General features: G+C 46.1%; 14 protein-coding genes and 1 riboswitch. Of the genes, 9 read left to right on the top strand and 5 right to left on the bottom strand.

The window, feature by feature from the left end:
* Positions 1-52: 52 nt before the first annotated feature.
* The 3 genes from ACX5J7_RS16685 to ACX5J7_RS16675 all read left to right on the top strand — a co-directional run bounded on the left by ACX5J7_RS16685 (position 53) and on the right by ACX5J7_RS16675 (position 4,327).
* Entirely contained in the window at positions 53-1,795 is a 1,743-nt protein-coding gene (locus ACX5J7_RS16685; RefSeq protein ID WP_498707582.1) for a sensor domain-containing diguanylate cyclase, read from the top strand.
* Positions 1,796-1,862: 67 nt separating this feature from the next.
* Positions 1,863-2,981 (top strand): adenosylhomocysteinase, encoded by a 1,119-nt coding sequence (locus tag ACX5J7_RS16680; protein ID WP_498707581.1) that lies wholly within the window; start codon positions 1,863-1,865, stop codon positions 2,979-2,981.
* A gap of 140 nt (positions 2,982-3,121) precedes the next feature.
* A complete protein-coding gene (locus tag ACX5J7_RS16675; RefSeq protein WP_498707580.1) occupies positions 3,122-4,327 on the top strand; it encodes a M24 family metallopeptidase in 1,206 nt (401 codons plus the stop codon).
* Positions 4,328-4,353: 26 nt separating this feature from the next.
* Here ACX5J7_RS16675 and ACX5J7_RS16670 read toward each other — a convergent pair whose 3' ends face one another.
* The gene (locus ACX5J7_RS16670; protein ID WP_441296394.1) at positions 4,354-6,132 is read right to left on the bottom strand and encodes a protein adenylyltransferase SelO; all 1,779 of its coding nucleotides are present in this window, start codon (positions 6,130-6,132) and stop codon (positions 4,354-4,356) included.
* Positions 6,133-6,409: 277 nt separating this feature from the next.
* Between ACX5J7_RS16670 and ACX5J7_RS16665 the strand changes: the two genes are divergently transcribed.
* Together ACX5J7_RS16665 and ACX5J7_RS16660 are read left to right on the top strand one after the other, a co-directional pair.
* Entirely contained in the window at positions 6,410-8,065 is a 1,656-nt protein-coding gene (locus tag ACX5J7_RS16665) for a Na/Pi cotransporter family protein (protein ID WP_474376843.1), read from the top strand.
* Positions 8,066-8,085: 20 nt separating this feature from the next.
* Positions 8,086-9,501 (top strand): MBL fold metallo-hydrolase RNA specificity domain-containing protein, encoded by a 1,416-nt coding sequence (locus ACX5J7_RS16660; protein ID WP_474376844.1) that lies wholly within the window; start codon positions 8,086-8,088, stop codon positions 9,499-9,501.
* A gap of 28 nt (positions 9,502-9,529) precedes the next feature.
* Here the strand turns inward: ACX5J7_RS16660 and ACX5J7_RS16655 are convergent, their stop codons facing one another.
* Positions 9,530-9,988: a YceB family lipoprotein gene (locus tag ACX5J7_RS16655; protein ID WP_498707578.1), complete on the bottom strand. Its 459-nt coding sequence runs from the start codon at positions 9,986-9,988 to the stop codon at positions 9,530-9,532.
* Between the two features lie 443 nt (positions 9,989-10,431).
* A riboswitch (yybP-ykoY riboswitch) is annotated at positions 10,432-10,574 on the top strand.
* A gap of 40 nt (positions 10,575-10,614) precedes the next feature.
* On the opposite strand from ACX5J7_RS16655, the gene ACX5J7_RS16650 reads away from it, so the two are divergent.
* Positions 10,615-11,172 (top strand): manganese efflux pump MntP, encoded by a 558-nt coding sequence (locus ACX5J7_RS16650; RefSeq protein WP_198816123.1) that lies wholly within the window; start codon positions 10,615-10,617, stop codon positions 11,170-11,172.
* A gap of 216 nt (positions 11,173-11,388) precedes the next feature.
* A complete protein-coding gene (locus ACX5J7_RS16645; protein ID WP_498707577.1) occupies positions 11,389-14,544 on the top strand; it encodes a WD40/YVTN/BNR-like repeat-containing protein in 3,156 nt (1,051 codons plus the stop codon).
* A 151-nt stretch (positions 14,545-14,695) separates the two neighbouring features.
* Here the strand turns inward: ACX5J7_RS16645 and ACX5J7_RS16640 are convergent, their stop codons facing one another.
* Positions 14,696-16,819: a TonB-dependent siderophore receptor gene (locus ACX5J7_RS16640; protein ID WP_498707576.1), complete on the bottom strand. Its 2,124-nt coding sequence runs from the start codon at positions 16,817-16,819 to the stop codon at positions 14,696-14,698.
* Positions 16,820-17,144: 325 nt separating this feature from the next.
* Between ACX5J7_RS16640 and ACX5J7_RS16635 the strand changes: the two genes are divergently transcribed.
* Together ACX5J7_RS16635 and ACX5J7_RS16630 are read left to right on the top strand one after the other, a co-directional pair.
* Positions 17,145-19,019, top strand: a complete 1,875-nt coding sequence (locus tag ACX5J7_RS16635; protein ID WP_498707575.1) for a TonB-dependent receptor plug domain-containing protein — start codon at positions 17,145-17,147, stop codon at positions 19,017-19,019.
* A gap of 73 nt (positions 19,020-19,092) precedes the next feature.
* A complete protein-coding gene (locus ACX5J7_RS16630) occupies positions 19,093-19,575 on the top strand; it encodes a DUF6314 family protein (RefSeq protein WP_024016894.1) in 483 nt (160 codons plus the stop codon).
* A gap of 18 nt (positions 19,576-19,593) precedes the next feature.
* On the opposite strand, the gene ACX5J7_RS16625 is transcribed toward ACX5J7_RS16630, so the two are convergent.
* Both ACX5J7_RS16625 and ACX5J7_RS16620 read right to left on the bottom strand, forming a co-directional pair.
* Positions 19,594-20,457, bottom strand: coding sequence for an EamA family transporter (locus tag ACX5J7_RS16625; protein ID WP_012519674.1), 864 nt, complete (start codon positions 20,455-20,457; stop codon positions 19,594-19,596).
* A 71-nt stretch (positions 20,458-20,528) separates the two neighbouring features.
* On the bottom strand, positions 20,529-21,398 hold the full coding sequence (locus ACX5J7_RS16620; protein ID WP_015067987.1) for an MIP/aquaporin family protein: 870 nt from the start codon (positions 21,396-21,398) through the stop codon (positions 20,529-20,531).
* Between the last annotated feature and the right edge of the window lie 34 nt (positions 21,399-21,432).

Below are 21,432 nucleotides of genomic sequence, written 5' to 3'. Positions count from 1 at the left end.
TGTTATTGAGAATCGTCCTGCAAATTACCCCGACATTAGAAAGAATAGATATATGAGAGCTTTTCTTTTCTTCGCTGGTTTTGTTGTTATTAGCATCCTATTGTGCAAACTTGCGCATGCGAAAAGCATAGACCCTTCAGGAGGGATGCAGCTAGTTAATGACGAGCTGTGGATGTTGCAGGAAAGTGGCAGTGCACTCACTGCCGAAGAGGTTATGGCTAAATATGAAGGCCGGTTGCTCACTAAAAACACCGCAGGGCAAGTGAGTTATGGGTTTACGAACAACACTATATGGGGTGTTTTGCCTGTTGATATCAATACCTACGGTGAACCCGTAACAAGCGATCCCCATAATCTATCAGAAAGTTTTCCTTTCTTGCCTTTAGTCATAGAAATAGACAACGCTTGGTTGGACGATATTGACGTGTATTTCTTTGAAAACGGCGAAAGAAAGCATCACGTTACATTGGGCGATAACCAAATACACAGCGCGCGGGCCGAGCGCGCTAGAATGCCTTCCGTTTTTTATCTATTTACCCAGCAACAAACTATCGTTGTTTTCAGGTTCTCATCTCAAGACCCCATGACCATTCCGGTTTATCTAGGCCAGCCTGTAATCGCCAACGACAAGTCTACTGAAAACGCCTATTTCTATGGTGCGCTTTATGGTTCATTGGTTATTCTTTTGGTTTACAACTTGGTTTTATATAGCTACCTAAAAGAGCGAAGGTATTTACTATATTCCTTGTACCTTCTTTCTTTTCTGGCTTTTAATTTCACCTATACGGGGCACGGTTTTTGGTGGGTATGGTCTGACTCTGTATTCCTTCAGCAGTGGCTTATGCCCACGCTAATGTTCTTTTACCTTTTTAGCGCCGTACGGTTCACCATTGAGTTTCTCAACACTCAACTTTACTTACCTAAGCTTTACCGAAACAGGAAGTACATTTACGGAGGGTTAGGGGCGCTGGCAGTATTGATTGTTTTAGTCGGTAGTCGCTCTTTCGCTGTTATGTCACAACTTGTTGTGCTAACTACAATTTCACTTTGGATGTTAGCTATCGGTATTTTTGCTTACAGAAATGGCGATACACTGGCTAAGTTTTTTCTGCCTGCGGTACTCTGTGGAACTGGGGGCGCGACGGTATCAAGTCTCGCTACGTGGGGACTAGTGAGCTATTCGAAATGGGCATTTCGCGGTATCGAAATTGGTATGGTTTTAGAAATGTCTTTGCTGTCGATTTCTCTGGCCTTCAATTACAAGCAAGTACAACAGGCACGCTTGAGTGCCGAACGAGATGCGCGATTAGACCCGCTCACCTCGCTTTATAACCGACGGGCATTTGAAGATTTGGTCTATCCCATTTGGGAATTAGGAAAGCGCAGTAATAAACACATGTCGGTTTTACTTATCGATTTAGACTGGTTTAAGCGTATCAACGACAAATTTGGCCACGATATGGGCGATAAAGTGCTGCAAAACGTGGCTAAAGAAATAAAGGGCCAAGTGAGAGGGTCGGACATAACCTTTCGCTGGGGCGGTGAAGAATTTTTGGTGTTTTTACCCAATACCCGAGCTAATTACGCCAAGCAAATTGCAGAGAACTTAAGGCTACACCTATTTAGCCATGATATTAATAAGTTGGTTAGGGTGACAGTGAGTATTGGCGTTTCTGGCTCGTACCCGGGAGAAGATGATCTGAACGTTTTGATAAAAGAGGCTGATCAAGCGCTCTACTTAGCCAAAGCCCAAGGGCGAAATAAGGTTGTGCTTTGGAATGAGAGGAAAGAGTAATCGCTGATTTATAAAAACAGAAATCTCACGTATTATTCTGTTTTCTTTTTTTCTAGGTAAGTCTCTCATGTACAAAGATTTTCAAGCAGAGTTGGCGTGGGCCAGCCTGCATATGCCGCGCACTCGCCACGCTATCGCTTCTTTACCTGACCTGTCTAACGTAAAACTTGCTTGTAACATGCACCTAGACTTAAAGATGGCGCCTTTAGTTGAAGGGCTGCTGTCACGTGGCTGCGATATATTCCTTACTACCTGCAACCCTACTACAGTACAAGATGACGTTGTGTCTTACCTTGTAGATAAAGGCGCAACAGCTCATGCGTGGCGTGATATGAGTGACGCTGACTGGTCTGAATCATTCGATAAAGCACTGGCGTGGCAGCCTACCCATTTATGTGAAATGGGCGCGGACCTCACTACCCGACTGCATGAAAATATCAAAGCCAATAAGCCAGTTCCAAGCATAGTATCGGGCTTGGAGGCAACGGGATCAGGCATTAACCGACTAAACGGTATGGCGCCCAATTACCCCATCTTTAACTGGGACGATTTGCCTGTAAAAGAAGGCCTTCACAATCGCCACATGGTGGGTTTAAGCGCATGGCAAACCTTTTTCCAAACCACCCATTTAACGCTGCACGAAAAGCTGGTTGTCGTAATTGGTTATGGTTTAGTTGGGCAGGGCGTGGCGGCATCGGCCAAAGCTTTCGGGGCACAGGTTCAAGTAGCGGAACTTGACCCTGCAAGAGCGCTTCAGGCGAAATACGACGGTTGGCCAGTGGTTGGTTTAGACGAGGCTGCTAGCCAAGCTGATGTTATTGCCACAGCAACAGGTGCCTACGGCGTAGTAAATTCGAAACACCTGGACAGCATGAAAGACGGGGCGTTTATTTTAAACGTAGGTCATGTAGCGCAAGAAATCGATGTGCCGTACCTTAAAAACAACGCGTCCCACAGCGAGCCAATGCCTTATGTAAATGCTTATAAACTGGGTGATAAAACGCTTTATTTGCTGGCTGATGGTTCTATGTTTAACTTAACCGCGGGCTATGGCGACAGCATCAATGCGTTTGACGTGACGTTAGCGGTTATGGCTGCTGGTATAGGCTTTATCGTCAATGAAGGTGCGAAGAGTGAAAAGGGCCTTTATTTACTGCCTGAAAAGGCATGGAAAGGCGCGCTTTAAAGTTCAAGCTGTGAGGCGTGTAATCTAATTAATACGCAAGAACTAAACGAATTGTCGGGGGAGCGACTGCTATCTCGACATTATTTTTGAGTGTTGTAAAGTGAGCCCGTTTTAAAATTTCAGACCTAAGGCGGGCTTTGATGAACACAGTTATCGGCACAAAGACAGCACAACAAGCACTAGATAGTCTTGTCGACATGACAGGCGACCTAACACCCATCACTCTTGCTGAGTATCAGGCCCGAATTGCCAAAGCACAGCATTACATGCAACAGCATGACATAGGCGCGCTTTACTTAAACGCGGGCACTAACTTAGCGTATTTTACAGGCATGCAGTGGTACGCCAGTGAGCGTTTAGTGGGGGCGCTTCTACCCGCAGAGGGGAACGTTGTTTACCTAGCTCCTGCGTTTGAAATTGACTCTTTGAACGAACGCAAAGTAGTGGAAGGGGAAATTATCGGTTGGCAAGAGCACGAAAGCCCTTACGCACTTGCCATGTCTATTCTGAATACCGTCAATACGGCGGGTGGCATAAAATTAGGCGTTGATGAATCTACCCAATTTTTTATTGTTGATGGGTTTACCAAGGTGCTGAATGAACCTTGGCAAATTGTGAATGGTTCAGAGGTTACCGCGCATTGCCGCATGCACAAGTCAGAAAATGAGCTTGCGCTAATTCAGCGGGCCATGGACATGACCCTTGCTGTGCACAAAGCCACTGCCAGTATGCTTTATGAAGGTATTACCACCACAGAAGTTGAAGCATTTATTAACGATGCGCATAAGAAAGTGGGGGCCAGCGGTAACTATTTTTGCATTGTGCTGTTTGGTAAAGCAACCTCGTTTCCCCACGGCGTTAAAGACCCGCAAGTATTAAAGAAAAACGACTTAGTATTGATTGATACTGGCTGTAAAGTACATGGCTACCTCTCTGATATCACTCGAACCTATTGTTTCGGTGAGCCGACAGATAAACAGCGTGCACTATGGGAAAGCGAAAAGCGCGCTCAGCTTGCGGCATTTAACGCTGCAAAGGTCGGTGTACCTTGTGGTGACGTGGATAAAGCCGCCCGAGATAGCTTAGCGAAAGACGGCTTAGGGCCAGATTATAATTTACCGGGTTTGCCCCATCGAACAGGGCATGGCATTGGTATGGATATTCACGAATGGCCGTATTTGCTTAAAGACAATCCTCATCCGTTAGCACCTGGCATGTGTTTTAGTAACGAGCCTATGATAGTGGTGCCAAACGAGTTCGGTATTCGCTTAGAAGACCACTTCTATATGACCGACGAGGGCCCAGTATGGTTTACTGAGCCTAGTGAATCTATCGACTCTTTGTAAGTAAACTAAATTAAAGCTGCTCTTTATTACGAAGAGCAGCTGTAGTGTGCAACACCGCCAGCACTGAAAAATTCAAGTGGGCGCAGTTGGTAATACTTGTTCTCTACCTCTTCTGATTGCTCATCATAAGGCGCGGTGAGGATGTTCTGAAGTTCGTGTATTTGAGTAAAGTCACCTTTCTCTGCGGCTTTATAAGCAGGTACGATAAGCCATTCACGCCATGTGAATTTAGGGTTTGCTTGCTGCATGTTCTCTGCAATAGTAGCAATAGCGTTTGTTTGATTGCCTTGTGCTTCTGCGTCCTTTTCAATCCGCTCACGCCAGCTTTGCAACCAAGCCTCCCATTCTGTCATTACCTCTGCTTTCGGCGGGTAGTAAAAGCTCTTGGTTAAACCTGACATATCGCGAGGTATCGACGATAGCTCTCTAAAAAACAGAGTGTAGTCGACGCCAGTGCGCAGCATTAACTGCAGAAGTTTGATCAGCAAATCATGATCATAGGCTTCTAGGCCGAGCTTCGCTGCCCACATGCGCTCCATCGCCCGTTCCATCACGCCGGAAAAGCCATCATTAATAGCGTTAAGCTGTGATAGCTGAGCACTGTTCTCTTCAAGTAAAGTCATCAGTGAGCGACAGAACATATCAAAGTTCTTTTGCGCCGCTATCGGCTGGTTTAAAAACGAGAAGTGGCGGCCGCCGCCTGTCCATGGTTGATAGTCTGCTTCAAAAAATTCACAAAAACCAAATGGCCCGTAATCTAGCGTAAACCCTCCGGCTGCGCAGTTATCGCTATTAAAATTGCCCTGGCAATAACCCACGCGCACCCACTGTGAGACAAGGTTGGTTAATCGGTCTCGAAATAGCTCAGCAAGCCTAATCACTTGCTCTTCTAGCGGAGCAGTTGTATCAATTTCTTTCGCGTACTCTCGCTCGATAAGGTGCATCACGATGGCTTTTAATTCGTCTCGTGCATGTTCATGTTCATCACAGCGAGCACGTCGTGCAAAAAGCTCAATTTGCCCGACGCGTAAAAATGACGGTGCAACGCGGGTGGAGATTGCCGTTATGTTTTCGACCATTACTTCCGGTTCATAGGAGTGAGAGCCTTCGCGATACCACGGGCGGTCTACCGTGTTTGATTCAGACATAAACAAGCTCAGCGAGCGTGATGTGGGGATTCCCAAGGCGTGCATGTGCTCTTGCACTAAAAATTCACGCACGCTAGAGCGCAATACGGCGCGACCGTCTGCGCCGCGACAATAAGGCGTGCGTCCCGCACCTTTTAACTGCATCTCCCAACGCTTGCCGTTGAAGACCCCTTCCACGATAGAGATTGCTCGGCCGTCACCATAGCCATTACCCGTCCCAAACGGGCACTGCTGCGTGTACTCAGTACCGTAAATTGAAAGTGCGTAGCCGGTTGCCCAGCCGAATGGTTTCATAGGTGCAGGTACTGCTGACATATCCCCTGAAAAGAGCTGCGTGAACGCTTTAGATGTTGCCAAACTGTCGTCTAACCCTAATTCGGCAAACAGGGTCTCGCTGTGAGCGATGTATTTAGTCGACGTTAATGGGGTCGGAGTAACCGGCACATAGTGACCAGAGAAAACTTGACGAGGGTTGTGGTCGTTACCGTCGCTAGTTGATTGGGGATCGGGCGTAAGCGTGTCAAGCAATGAGTAATCTACATGCTTTGCGAATTCATCTAGCGTTTCAATTCGTTCTGTCACTTCCTCACCTTTTTCATGTTCATGGCAACGCTTTATGTCATCTGTTTGACAGGCTGTTGACTGCGAAAAGCACATCAATGGCGAGCCTTATTCAACGTCCAGCATTGAAGCTTGTTTAATGTACACATTGTTTGACTAAGAACAAACAATACGGCTTTTAGACATTGTACTCTTATCTATACTTTTATGAAGGTACGCTGCATAGGTTTAATGCGCAGCATTAATCTGAACGTCGGGGCCTCAACGTGTCGACATTGCCCGGTCTACTCTCGTTAACCTTCGGGAATGATAACGGTGGGCGTACTTGCCTTTAGCTAACGATAGCCGATATACAACGTAAAAAGGAAAGCCAATGGATAGCGTCTTACTGCTGGGCAATATTATTGGTGGGCTAGGGCTGTTCTTACTTGCAATCGGCATGATGACGGACGGGCTAAAGTTAGCTGCGGGCAACGCCTTACGTACATTGCTTGCCACGTGGAGTAAAACGCCATTTAGAGGTGTGGTGTCTGGTGCCGCGATGACTGCTTTAGTGCAATCTTCAAGTGCGGTAACTGTGGCCTCTCTAGGGTTTGTTAACGCAGGTTTACTGAGTATGCGGCATGCATTGGGTATTGTGTATGGTGCAAATATCGGTACGACCATGACAGGGTGGCTTGTTGCCCTCGTTGGTTTCAAGTTAAATATTCAAGCCGTCGCGTTGCCTATGATTGGCGTAGGCATGCTTTTAAAGCTGCTTAAACCGAATACTCGGCTAGCCTCTTTAGGTATAGCAATTGCGGGTTTTGGTCTGTTTTTTGTAGGCATAGACAGTTTGAAAACTGCCTTTGAAGGAATAGTAAGTACCTTCGACTTTAGTCAATTTAAAGCCTCTGGCGTTGAAGGTTTTCTTGTGTACCTGGCCATTGGTTTTGTAATGACAGTACTTACGCAGTCATCCAGTGCGTCTATTGCATTGACCATTACTGCGGCAACGTCTGGCATAGTGGGTATTTATGCTGCGGGTGCAATGGTCATTGGTGCCAATATTGGCACCACATCTACGGCTATATTCGCATCAATAGGCGCGACATCAAGTGCTAAACGGGTGGCCGCTGCGCAAGTTGTGTTTAACGTCCTTACTGCCCTTGTGGCTGCATTGCTCTTGCCACTCTTGTTTGGTTTTATTCATTGGTTGACCGCGCTAATCGAGATTGAAGCTAATCCAGGCATTACCCTTGCCATTTTTCATACCTTATTCAATGTGTTGGGCGTTGCGATTGTTTTTCCTATGAACGACAGGCTAGCAAGCTTTCTTGAAAGACGTTTTGTGTCGCTAGAAGAGGAGGCCTCCAAACCTAAGCACCTAGATAAAAATATCGCTCAGACGCCGGATTTGGCAGTAAACGCACTTATTCTTGAACTGTTGTCAATTTCGGATCGCTTTTTAAACGTTTACCCCAAATTACTTTCCGTGAAAGTTAGCGAAGTGACCGCAGTGGAAAACGACATTAGTGTTGTGGAAAAGCTATGTCAGCACGTGTCGCAATTTATCGTAGGCGTTGAGCGAGCGGCGCTAAGCGAAGAAACCACACACGCATTATCGTTGCTTATGCGTGTTGAGCACTATGTTTATTCCATCGCGCAAAAATCCTCAGCAATATTAACGTTGAGCAAACGAAGAGAAAATCTTGGAAGACCAGAATTAGAAGGACAATTACTGAATCATTTATCAGTTACCACTGAGTTTATGAGAATGGTTCGTTGGAGACAGTTTGATAGTAGTGACGCGTTAAATTTGCAGTTTGATTTACTAGAAAAAGAGCATCATAAACTCAAGTCAGCTTTGGTGATGGGGGCGACACAAGGTGATATTGCGATTGTGCAAATGACTGATGCAACGGAGTGTATGGAATACCTTTTACAGATAGCTCAAATGTGGGTCAAAGTATTTAATCGAATTCAACAGGTAGAGGACAGCATAACAACAGCAAATGTAATTCAAGTCGATAATCAAACGCATTCTTAGCATGATGAAAGGAGCCTGATATGGCAACACTAACTTTTTTAGGCGCGGTGGAGGGGGTGACAGGATCTATGCACCTACTAAAAACTGAGCATAGTACTTTGCTTTTAGATTGCGGTCTGTACCAAGGTAGGCGAGATGAAGAAGCTAAAAATCACAAGCCTCTACCTATCGATGTGAGTCAAATTGACGCTGTTATTCTATCCCATGCACACCTAGATCATTCTGGCCGTTTACCTATTTTGTTACGAGAAGGGTATTGCGGGCCTATTTACATGACACGGCCGACCGTTGAGCTAATAGAAGTGCTGTTAAAGGATGCGGCTTCTTTACAAGAGCGCGACGCGGAATGGGAAAATAAACGCCGCCAGCGCTCGGGTAAACCGCTCATCGAACCTTTGTACCGGCAAGAAGAAGTGGACGGCGTTATGAAGCAGTGTAAATCGACTCGCTATCATACCAAACGTAAAATCACGCAAGACGTTGAAATAAATTTTGCCGATGCGGGGCATATTCTGGGTTCAGCGATAGTGGAAATATTTATCACTGAAAATGGGCAGAGTAAAAAGTTGGTCTTTTCTGGTGACCTTGGAAATTCACAGGCTGCATTACTTCGCGACCCAGATATCGTTACTGAAGCCGATGTTGTACTTCTTGAATCTACCTATGGTGACCGCAATCACCGTTCAATGGAAGAGACGCTCGATGAGTTTGAACAGGTTATTCTTGAAGCCAGTGAGAATGGCGGCAACATTCTTATTCCATCATTTGCAGTAGGGCGTACCCAAGAGATAATTTTTCGCCTGGGCGAGCTGTATCAGCAGGGCAAACTTACCCATCAAAAAGTGTATTTAGACAGCCCTATGGCCATTGCAGTTACGGAGATTTACCATCGCTATCAAGATGTGTATAACGAAGAGGACTTCGACGCTATTGAAGAAAGTGCCGAGCGAGCACACAGCCACAACCAAAGCTTACACTCCTTGTTGCCTATTTTGAGTTATACCACCTCTACAGAAGAATCGATTGCGCTTAATAAAGTGGTGAGTGGCGCAATAATTATCGCCGGCAGCGGTATGTGTAACGGCGGGCGTATTCGCCACCACTTAAAACAAAACCTGTGGCGCAAGCAATCTCATGTGATTTTTGTTGGCTTTCAGGCCATGGGCACGCCGGGGCGAAAAATGGTAGATGGCGCAACGCGTATCAAAATGGCCGGAGAGGATATTGCTATTCGCGCGCAAATCCATACCTTAGGTGGGTTTTCTGCCCATGCCAGTCAATCTCAGCTTATCAATTGGCTATCGCATTTCGAAAAAACACCGAAGATATACTTGGTGCATGGTGAAGAGGGCGCTAAACAAGCCTTGTGTAGCGCCATTAAAGAAAAGGGATGGGAAGCAACAATACCTCATTTGAACGAAACATTATCGTTCTAAACCTTTGTTGTAGGTTAAGGCTCAACGCTTACTGCTTGGGTCTTAACGCAAGCTGACCGTTCTCTACGCTCAACTGCAATGGCACCGCTGACAATAAGCTAACGGCTTTATTGGTAGAATCTAATCGGTAAACTGGGTTAGTCGACAAGTACCCATTAATAAGCTGCATAAACTCGCCGCTCACCGGGGCTAGGTTACCTTTAAAGCCGCCCGCATCAATGGTGCTGTCAAGCAGCGATAGCGAGCGCACAAAAATCGCCTTTTCTTCGCTATCGTAATAAGGCGTACCTTCTAAAGACAGACTGACTTTAGCCGGATAGTTCAAACCAAACGCGCTCACGCGAGCTGTAGCAATAGCGCCTAACTGCACCACGTCTCTGCCATCTGGGCCTATGGTTGCGGTCATATCCTCAACATCTAAAAACAAAGGTATACCGGCAAGTGATGTCTTTTTTTGTAATGTACTTATCTGGCTATCAGCTATCAAGCACTTGCTCTAGTTCAGCATTAGATACGGTATAAACCGATAGTTGAGAAAGGGTGGCGCAGCCAGCAATAGTTAGAGCAAAGGCTAAAGAAATTAGACGTAGCATAAAAATTATCTCTTTTAATGAAGTAATGCTGATTTACACAACGCTAGCGATAAGTGTTGACGCTGTAACAACTAAGTAGCTCTCATTGTAAGGGCTGAGACGGGATATGCACAACGAAATCGTTAAAGCGCTGAGGCAACGCCGTATTTAGACTAGCTAGACCTCTTTTTGCTCTGGATATTGCTATCAAAGAAATGCATACCCTGACATTACTAATATTAAGGTCGCTTGAAGAAAAATGCGCCAATCAAAGGCATAGACATCTCGCCATTTATATCTCAACGTGGGCATTTTGTCGCAATCTACTTGATTATTTGACAGCAAGGGTTTTATATTTGCACTCTTCGTTGGGGAGTAGCCTGTTTCCGTTTCTGATGGAAAAGTTTGTATCAACATAATTGGTCACATTACCATGGTACAAACACCTCTTGGTTGGCGAGACCATCGATAATTCCATGCCGAAAGGTCAGGCGTGTGGTTTTATCGTGGACTCAATTAGCCTGGCCGGAGTTTCAAAACTATGAGTATCTTCGCTCTCATCTTGCTAGCCTTTGCCATGTCTACGGATGCGTTTGCCGCGGCAATCGGTAAAGGTGTGAAAATCAACCGCCCTCGTTTAAGCTTTGCCCTTAAAATTGGCCTTTTGTTCGGAACGATAGAAGCAATTACACCATTAATAGGCTGGCTGATTGGTCGCGCGGCGTCTTCTTATGTTGAGGCGTGGGACCATTGGATTGCGTTAATTATTCTTTCTGGATTGGGCGTCTATATGCTACTTGAGAGCTTCCAACCCGCAGAAGAAGAGTCAACGTCTCAACAACAATCCTTTATTTTGCTATGTATTACTGCCCTAGGCACCAGCATAGACGCCATGGCGGTGGGGGCGAGTCTTGCGTTAATTGATGTGAACATTGCGATAGCCTCAGCGTTAATTGGCGTTGCGACGTTTTCGATGGTTACCATGGGAATTATGCTGGGCAGCGCTTTAGGCACACTGATTGGCAAACGAGCAGAGGCATTTGGTGGAATTGTGCTTGTTTCGGTAGGTTTTTGGATCTTCGCAAGCCACACACTTTAGTTTTCTATAGACGCAACTGCCCTGCCGTAGCGCAGTTGCGTCATTAGTTTCCAGCAACGGCGTAAAAAGACGCCGCATCCAATATTTCGTTATTCCTATTCCCTTTCTATGAACGTTTAAAGCGTTTGTTATAAAAACTTTTGCCATAACGCCTTCAACAAAGCAGTATAAGAAGTTCTTCTTATTAAAAATAAAAAACACAACAAGGCACTTTCTATGGTTTCACAGAGACTGGTTTCTCGGAAATTGGTGGCGGCTTTTGCTATCTGCGTAAGCGCACTTTCTAGTTTCTCGCATTCTGCATTCGCACTTGAAGATACGGTTAGCCCTGAACTTTTCGACAAAATGGAGTATCGCTTCATTGGACCTTATCGCGGCGGGCGCTCGGTGGCGGTCACTGGGGTTGAAGGTAATACCAACCTTTATTTTATGGGCACCGCTGGTGGCGGTGTGTGGAAAACCGAAAACGCGGGTTTATCGTGGAAAGCTATATCCGATAAAACATTTAAAGTAGGCAGTATTGGTTCTATCGCGGTTGCGCCTTCAGACCCTAACGTTATTTACGTAGGTACTGGTGAAGGCCCTATTCGAGGTGTAACCACAAGCCATGGAAAAGGTGTTTATAAATCTACTGACGGCGGTGAAAACTGGAAGCTGATGGGGTTAGATAAACGGGGTCAAATCCCTAAAATTCGCATACACCCCACTAATCCTGATATAGCTTGGGCGGCGGTGCAGGGCAATATCTGGGGGCCGAATGAAGAGCGCGGTATATTCAAAACGACGGATGGCGGCGAAACATGGCAGCACGTATTAAAAGTGAATGCCGACACGGGCGCAGCTGATTTGGCTATTGACCCAACCAACCCCAGAATTCTTTATGCGAGCATGTGGCATCACGGCAGAACGCCTTGGTTTATTAAATCAGGCGGCGAGGGCGGTGGCCTTTACAAATCAACAGACGGCGGTGAAAGCTGGGACAAGCTAGAAAAGGGCCTGCCTAAGCTTATTGGTAAAGTAGGTGTTGATATTGCTGCGTCTAACCCAAAGCGCCTCTACGCCATTATCGAGGCTGATGAAGGCGGTTTATATCGCAGTGATGATGCAGGTAAATCATGGGAGCTAATGAACGGCGACAATATTCTTAAAGCTCGCGCGTGGTATTACAACCACATTAAGGTTGACCCGGTAGATGAAAATACCCTGTATGTGATGAATGTGCAGCTGCATAAATCCATTGATGGCGGCAAAACCTTCGAAATTAAATCTCTGCCCCACGGTGACACCCACGATATGTGGATAAACCCGGAAAACAGCTTAAACATGATCAATGCTAATGACGGTGGCGCAACGGTTACCTTCGACGGTGGTGAATCGTGGTCAAGCATTTACAACCAGCCAACGGCGCAGTTTTATCGTGTAATCACTGATAACTTAAACCCTTACTATGTGTATGGCGGCCAGCAAGACAACTCAACTATGGCAACGCCGTCTGAAACCTGGGGTGACGGTATGGGTATAGAAGATCAGTTTTCTGTTGGCGGCGGCGAGAGTGCGCATATTGCGTTTAACCCAGACGATCCAACCCTTATTTACGCCACTACCATCAACGGCACGCTAACAGAGTATAACCGCGACACCGGGCTTACGCGCCCTATAATGCCATACCCTGAATATGTGTTTGGCAGAAACGCACGAGATCAAAAGTATCGCACCAACTGGAATGCCCCAGTGATAGTGTCAAAGCATGATCCTGACACCGTATACTATGGTACGCAGATGATCCTAAAAACCACCGACCGGGGTGTGAATTGGCAAGAAATCAGTCCAGACTTAACCCGTAACGAGCCTGAAAAGCAGGGGCTAAACGGCGGGCCGATCACCAACGAGCAAGCTGGGGCTGAATACTACAATACGGTTTTCTATATTGCCGAATCAGCGGTTAACAAAGGCGAGCTTTGGGTGGGGGCCGATGATGGTAAGCTGCATATCACCCGTGATGAAGGTAAAAACTGGAAAGATATTACCCCTCACAAAAAAGAAGCGCAGGTAAATGCCATTGAACTTAGCTCTCATGCACAAGGCAGAGCTTACGTTGCGGTAGCAGGCTATAAATTAAATGACTATACGCCCTACATTTACAAAACCGACAACTACGGCAAGCGTTGGAAACGTATTGACGAAGGGCTGCCAGAAGACGCCTTCGTCCGTGTAGTGCGCGAGGATACAGAGCGCGAGGGCATGCTGTTCGCGGGGACAGAAAGCGGCATGTTTATTAGCTTCGATGACGGCAAACACTGGCAAGAGCTAGATTTAAACCTTCCGCCGGTGTCGATCACCGATATGCAGGTAAAGGGTGACGACCTGGTTGTTGCAACGCAAGGGCGAGGCTTTTGGATTTTAGATGACATTAGCCCCCTGCGCGAAGTGCATAAGTCCCTTGATGATGAAGCGCTATTTCAATTTGAACCGGTTGATGGCGTTCGCTTGTTATCTGGCGGCGGCATGACCGATCAGCCACAAGCGAAAAATCCGCCACGTGGCGCGACTTTCCGCTATTACCTGAAAGATGTATTAGAAGAAGACCAAACGCTACGCATTGATATATTTAATGCAGACAATGAGTTGGTTCGTACACTGTCATCAGCATCGAGTGCTTTTGAGAAATGCGCAAAAGGTAACGAAGACGTTCGCAGCCCTATCAAATTTAAACACCCATCGACCAAAGCAGGGTACAACACGTTCGTGTGGGACCTTCGCCGTGAGCCACTAAACTGCATTGAGAATGTAAAACTGTTTGGCGGTTGGAAAGGTGCTCGCGTGATGCCGGGCGACTACAAGGCGAAGATCACCGTGGGTGAACAGGCACAAACTCGTGCGTTTAAAGTGCTTCCAGACCCAAGAGAAGAGGCCGACAAAGCGCAGCTTCAAGTGGTTGAAAAGAGCATTCAGGCAACAGAAACCTTGTTAAACGATTTGTTTGCACACTTGCAAAAAGCCCGTGATGTGCGCGCGCAGTTGAGTGATGTTTCGCAAGACAACGTCATGCTGGCAAGCAATGTGTCTGCATCTATCGAGCGCATTGTTAGTGCAATCGACGACTGGGAAGCATTAGTTATTCAGCCTAAACATCAAACCTTTGAGGATGATATTAACTGGCCGAATATGCTCGACAGACAAGTGCGTTTCTTAATGGATAACTTCGACAGAACGGGGGCGCCGGCACAAGCTGGTGCACTGAAGCGATTGAAAGACTTAGAGTCAAAGTGGCAGCAATATAAAGTGCAGCTAGAAACCTTGTTTGGCGAAGAAGTGAAACCGTTGAATGAAAAGCTGTCAAAGCAAGGCACGTTTGATTTAGAGCGTTTGTAGCGAGGCGAGCGAATTTTATTCTTGCTGAAGCTATAAAACCGAAAAGCCGGAAGTGTGATTAAGACACTTCCGGCTTTTATTTACGGTTTTAAACCTGCATCTAGCGCAGTTGAAAAATATTGCTCAAACAAAAAGTGTTCGCAATGAACTGCTAGAATTGGTACTTAACGCTTACCGTATAGTTAGTCGGTGAGCCGGGCATGGTCCAAAGCTGGTGGTATGAGTTCTCAAAGTAATCCCTGTCGAACAGATTGTTCACGTCAAACCTCATAGAGAGCGCATCGCTAATATTCACCGACCCTGCAAGGTTCACAAGGGTGTAAGACGGCAAGATGAATGTTGGATCGGTGGTTTGGCCTAAGCGGTCACCCACGTAACGCATGGTCACACCAAAGAATGCTTCTTTTTCAAATACGCGGGTGAAATGGTTAAGCGAGATATACCCCGAATGTTTAGCAATATTGATTAAGCGTGAACCCTTTGGAATAGGCACCCCCCAATCCAAATTGTTGACTTCATTCGCGGTTTTAGCATCTATGTATGCGTAGGCCATATCAAGACGAATGTCTGAAGTAAGGTCAGTGGTTAACTGGAATTCAACCCCTTGGCTTTCAACTTCACCGAGCGTGGCTGAAAAGCCCGTGTTAGGTTCAGCGGTTAGCATATTGGTCTTTGCTGCATCAAAAATCGCAATGCTGCCTGAGAACCTATCGGCGATGTTTTCCCACTTCGCACCTACCTCAAAAGAGGTGGTCTCTTCAGGGTCAAAGGCGTTGCGGTCTGAATCAAGCCCTGGATTGGGTCTGAAACCTTCTGCATAGCTCGTGTATAGACTTACAGCGTGATTGATTTCATACACAAAACCGAAGCGTGGCGTCACTTCCGTTTGGTCTTGTTCTTGCCCTTCTTCGCTCAGCTTATTAAAAATGTCTTGCTCGAACTTGTCCACACGAAAGCCGACTAAAAGCTTGGTGGCATCGGTAAGTTCTATAACGTCTTGTGCATAAAATCCTAACCCTTTTTGCTTTTCGGCGGTGAGTGTAGTGGGCGTCACGTCAGGTCTGAAAATAGTGTAGTCTGGGTTTTCAGGGTCGATACTATACGTGGTATCACCCGCGCCCCACGCCGTGCGCCAACGACGATAGTCTGTATCTATGTGGTAGTTGTAGTAGTCCAAACCAAATAAGACGTTGTTTACAAAGCCTGCCACATCCACCACGCCACTTAATTCAAAGCGTAGCGATAAGTCTTGCGCTTGATAGTCGCGGGTTCGTCGCTGCCTTGAAAGTACAGATGGGTCGGTATACAAAAGCTGACGACCTTCTGACAGCTCGGTATCTGAAGACTGTCCTTTAAAAGATGAGTCTCTGTAGGCAAAGCCACTAAGAAAATGCCAATTGTGATTCAACTCGTGATTTAACACTAGCTGATGTCCAAAGGCTTTAACTTCATGGGCACCGTCTCTGATATCACCGTAAAAGTCTTCGGCATCTACAGCGTCAAAGTCGTTATTTAAGATAAATACACCGCGATCAAGAGGCTTTTCCTGATCTAAGATTTCCATCTGATAACTTAAGCTGGTGTGATCAGAGAGGTTCCAAATAAATGAAGGGTTAAGGTTTAAATTCTTGAAAAACACGTTATCGCGATAAGTATCAGAGTCTTCGTACGAACCGTTAATGCGATACGCCATATCTGAACTAATGCCGTTCGTATAATCGAACTCTACGTGCTTCTTATCAAAATTACCGACGGTGCCTTGAACGTAGCCTTGCTCTTCAAACTGCGGTTTTTTGGTGATGATGTTGATGGTACCGCCAGGCTCGCCTTGCCCATAAAGGGCAGAGCCTGGCCCTTTCATTACTTCAATAGTTTGAACGTTAACCGTACTTCTATTGCCGCTGTAGCCACGTACGTTAAAGCCGTTTATCAGATACCCCGACGGATTGTTTTCATCGCCAGAAAAGCCACGAATAGCAAAGCTATCGAACATACCGCCCGAGTTGTTTTGCCTTACGATAGTCGGCGCAAAATCCAGTGCATCGATGAAGCGTGTGATCCCTTCATTTGCTAATGTATCGGCGGTAATTCGGTCAATTGCTTGCGGCGTGTCGATAAGCGGTACGTTACCACGATAAGGCTGAAAGTGTCTTTTTACTTCGATGTGCTCTAATTCATCGTGAGCATCTTGAAGGGAACTTTTACTACTTTGCGCAGCGGCATTCACAGATAGTCCAACTAACGAAAATAAAAACGGTATTTTAGAGTTAAGCATAAGAAGGTTTAACTAGTCTTCAGCAGGGTTTGTAAACAAGGGTGATGTTATGTTATCTCATTTCTTTTGGCAAGGTGATTTATAGTTGGAGACTGGTCTAAACTCAGCGAAGTGACGTTTTCCTATGTTCACATATGCTATACACTTCGCGACCTTATTTAAGCGATAAGCCAACACTTAACCATAAATTACACTACGCACTATAAACCGACGTAATAAAAGTCAGTATCGGTGATAGTACGTGTTACGCACCTGCAAAAGTCAGGTGCCTGAAAAGCGTTTAGCGTTTGTGAATATGAACTAGCACTAGGAACTAGGACACTCAATGTTTCATAAAACATTTTCTCTATTTTTATCTGCGCTTCCTTTATCTGTTTTCGCAACGGAAAACGTAGATGTTATATCCACAGAAAAGGCTGAAGCGAACGTCGAAAAAATTACGATTGAAGGGGCGGCAACTGCGAATAACAAGCCGGTTGGTACGTTTAATTCACCCATTTCAAATTTGGAATACGACCCGCGGGTAGATTTGCAATCAAGAAACATGGCCGAAGCACAGGCCGATGTCACCATCCGCGGTGGTATCTTCGAGAACACCGGCTTTCGCGTAGGTAGCGCAACGCTAATCGACCCGCAAACGGGGCACTATTTCGCCGAAATTCCTATTGCGCCAGAAATGTTGACTGAGCCGAGTATTTTTACCGGTGTTGATAACGCGCTTTATGGTGTAAATAGCTCTGTTGGTACGGTGTCTCACGGATGGCGACCTATTCAAGAGGCGGGCAGTGTATCTGTTGGCGTGGGCAACAATAACTTCAATTTGCAGCGCGTTCACGGCGCAGTAAATCAACATCTTAAAAGCTATCCAGCTTGGTCTGTGGGTGTGGAAGGGGAGTATTCTCGCTCTGAAAGCGATGGCACTATTGCCAATGGGGATCACCAATTTGAACGCGCGTCAGGTCGCGTTCAGTTAGCAAGTGAGCGTTCGCAAACCGACTTGTTTTATGGTTATCAGGAAAAGTTCTTTGGTTGGCCTAATTTGTATACGCCCTTTGACGTTAACGAAACCGAAGATATTGAAACGCGTTTGGTAATGCTAAATCATAAGCAGCGCTACGGTGAAAAGGGTAATGAAAGTGCCTTTGAGGTATCGGGTTATTACAGGGAAAACGATGACCACTATGTATTTTCGCGCGAAAACCCAGAAAGTTTTCAGGCGTTTCACGAAACGCAGGTAAAATCACTCGCGCTTTCTGGTACTCACAACCTCTCGCCAGACTTTGGTATCAACTACTCCGCGCAAATTACTGCAGACGACATTGAATCGACCACGCTAGAAAATAACTTCACTTCCCGCGACTACTACAACATTAGTGTGGTGCCAGAGTATCGTACCCAGCTAAACACTAAGGAGTCGATTACCGTACGCTTAGGTGGCGCGTTTGATGATACTAATCGCGATGAAGACCGGCTGTCTTTTGTGGGCGATTTTAACTGGTACACGCAAACTGGCGATAATGCCTCGCGAAATTTATATCTTTCGTATGCAGAAGCGACTCAAGTGGCCGGCTATACTGCAGTGGGCGGCAGCACCACGAGTGGCTTGTTCAGAAGTAATAATCAGCTACAGCGAGAGGTGAGTAAAAACCTCGAGCTTGGCGCGTCGTTTGATGAGCAATCATGGAAAGTTGATACCGCCGTTTTCTATCGCTGGGATAACGAGCTGACCGACTGGACTTATAGTTTCGATTCCACCTCGGCACGCAGCGCAAACCCCGTAGATATTCAAACGCTAGGGTTTGAATTAATTGCGATTAAGCGCTTTGATAATGCGGATGTGGTTGCCAGTTATACCTATCTTGATAAGTCAGAAGACTACGGCATTGAAGGTGTGGATGCGAGTTTTTACGCGCTAAACTATCCACCGCATAGAGTAACCCTTGGACTGGTGTGGTTTGCAACTGATACGGTTGAAGTTCGCATAGACAACGAGTGGCGCAAGCAAGAAACCAACGCGCTTAGAAACGGCAGTGATTCGGCATTCTTCTCTCACGTTACACTCACCTATTCACCTTCTCAAATTGAAGGGTTAAACCTAGTACTGGCAGTTGATAACTTTTGGGATGAACGTTTTGAAGAAATTCCCGGCACGCCAGGGCGGGGCGAACAGTATTCGGCTACCGTGACCTATTTTTGGTAGTAGGGAAGTACGCTTATTGTAAGTGCTTACTATTGCTTGGTCTGATTAATTGTGAAGTGATTGGATGTATTATATGACAGGCTCTAAGGTGTCATCTAGCCCCAGCGTATCGACGTTGTCAGCGCCTTCTAAGGGCCCCGCGTCTCTTGACGACTTCGCAGGGCGCTGGCATTTGCGTCGGAAAATTATCCAGCAAAACGGGGATACTTTTTCGTTTGTTGGGACAGCTGCTTTTTGTTGGGAGCCTGCGTGGGAGAAACCGACGCTGAATTATTACGAACAGGGCGAAGTAACCGCGCCAAATGGAAACATTATGCCTGCCGAGCGCCGCTATTTTTGGCAACAGTCACAGCATGGTGTGTTCGATGTTTTGTTTGACGATGAACGTTATTTTCATACATTTAGTGCGAGCAACCCGAATGCCGAACACTTATGCGGCGATGACAACTACGTAGTGCACTATGACTTCGCAAAGTTGCCAGTGTGGCGCTCAACATGGCAGGTCAAAGGGCCGCGCAAAGACTACACCATGATTAGCGAGTATAGCCCTGCGTAGAGTCGGCTTTGTTGAGGCTTAGAGCTGCTTCTGTTTCTTGCTGTATTGATGAGACATCCAAAGCGCAATGGCAATGATGGCACCGCCAAGAAACAAACGAGAAAAATCAGTGTCTTTTTGCCAAAGCAGTAAATTAACCACCAGCCCTGCTGGAATAAGCGCGTTGTTCATGATGGCTAATGTGCCTCCTGATACTTTCAGTGCGCCTTGATTCCAAAAGTAATACCCAAGCCCCGATGCCACGATACCTAACCACAACAATATGCCCCACTGCTGAGCATTCTGCGGCAGTTGGCTAGTGTTACCAAAAATGAAGAAAGCAGGTAGTGCTATAGCCAGTGCGCCTAAATAAAACCACGCAAACACGTTGTGATAGGGCACTTGTGTTTTGAAGGTGGAGGTGAGTTTTTTATAACCCACCTGTCCTAGCGCAAAGGAAAGGTTAGCACCTTGAACAACGGCAAAGCCAAACCAGTAATTATCGCTAATGCCGTTAAAACGAATAATGGCAGCCCCTGTGGTAGCGATAAGTGCACACAACAAGTAAAACGGGGTGAAGCGCTTAAAGAGTGCGTCGTTTAAAATGGCTACGTAAAGCGGTGTGAAAATGGTGAAAAGCAACACCTCTGGCACGCTTAAAAACAAAAATGCGTGATAAAAAAAGATGTACATTAACCCTAACTGCACAGCACCTAAACTCGCCAGGATCGCCTTTTGTTTAAGGTTTAATAATGCCGGCTTAAGAAAGGGAAGGAAAACCAGTGTGGCGAGCACAATGCGTGTCAAAACAGCAAAATAACTGTCTACTGATCCTGCTAAAAATTCGCCAATAAGCGAAAAGGAAAATGCCCAAAGGACAGTAACTGTTATTAAATAAAACACGCGCTATGCTTCTTTGTAAATTCAACTGCGGCGTAAAATAGGCCATTGCCGCTCGTATATCAACAGTCAGCTTACCCTCTATCAAAACTCTCTTGAGAAGTTTGTGTAACAACGGAAGTTTCGCAATCGCTAGGAATAGTACAAGCGCGACTGTCTTGGGAAAGAGAGCGACCTATTAATACAGGGTAAAGCCAAGCGCCAAAGGATGCACCACATATAGGCGCAATAATAGGTACAATAAAGTAAGGAGTGGCTTTCGCGCCGGAGAGCGCATGCTCCCATCCCGCAATATAGGAAAAGAGCTTTGGACCAAAATCGCGAGCTGGGTTCATGGCAAAACCGGTCAACGGTCCTAAAGACGAACCAATGACAGCGATGACAATACCAATTAGTAGCGGGTTCATGGCTCCACGTGATGCACCGTTGTTTTCATCGCCCAATGCCAGTATTGCAAACATCAACACTGCAGTGATAACGAATTCAACGCCAAAGGCACCCCAGAATGAAAGGGCTTCGTGAGGAAAAGTAGAAAAAATGCTGGCGGTCGCCAGAGCCTCTACACTATCGCGCGAAAGGTTGTGAGTAAGTTCATAGTCTGTAAAAAGTTGATGATATAAGCCGTAGATAAGTGCGGCAGCAGCGAATGCTCCCAGAAACTGAGAAAGGATGAAGGGGCCTACTTTGTGCTTTTCAAAACCATGAAAAAGAGCAAGCGCAATGGTTACCGCAGGATTAATATGTGCACCCGAAACCCCAGCAGTACAATAAATGGCAACAGCTACGCCAAACCCCCAGACAATACTTATTTCCCATTGACCGAACGAAGCACCTGTTAATACCAGTGCTGCAACTGCACCAACACCAAAGAAAATCAGAATCGCCGTGCCTATGAATTCAGCAATACACTGGCGGAAAAGCGTTGGTTCCGTGAGAGGTAACATAATTCATCCTTTAAATCTTTAACCAGTACAACGC

The sequence above is a fragment of the Alteromonas infernus genome (assembly GCF_902705815.1).
This window is presented reverse-complemented; position numbering and strand designations above follow the sequence as displayed.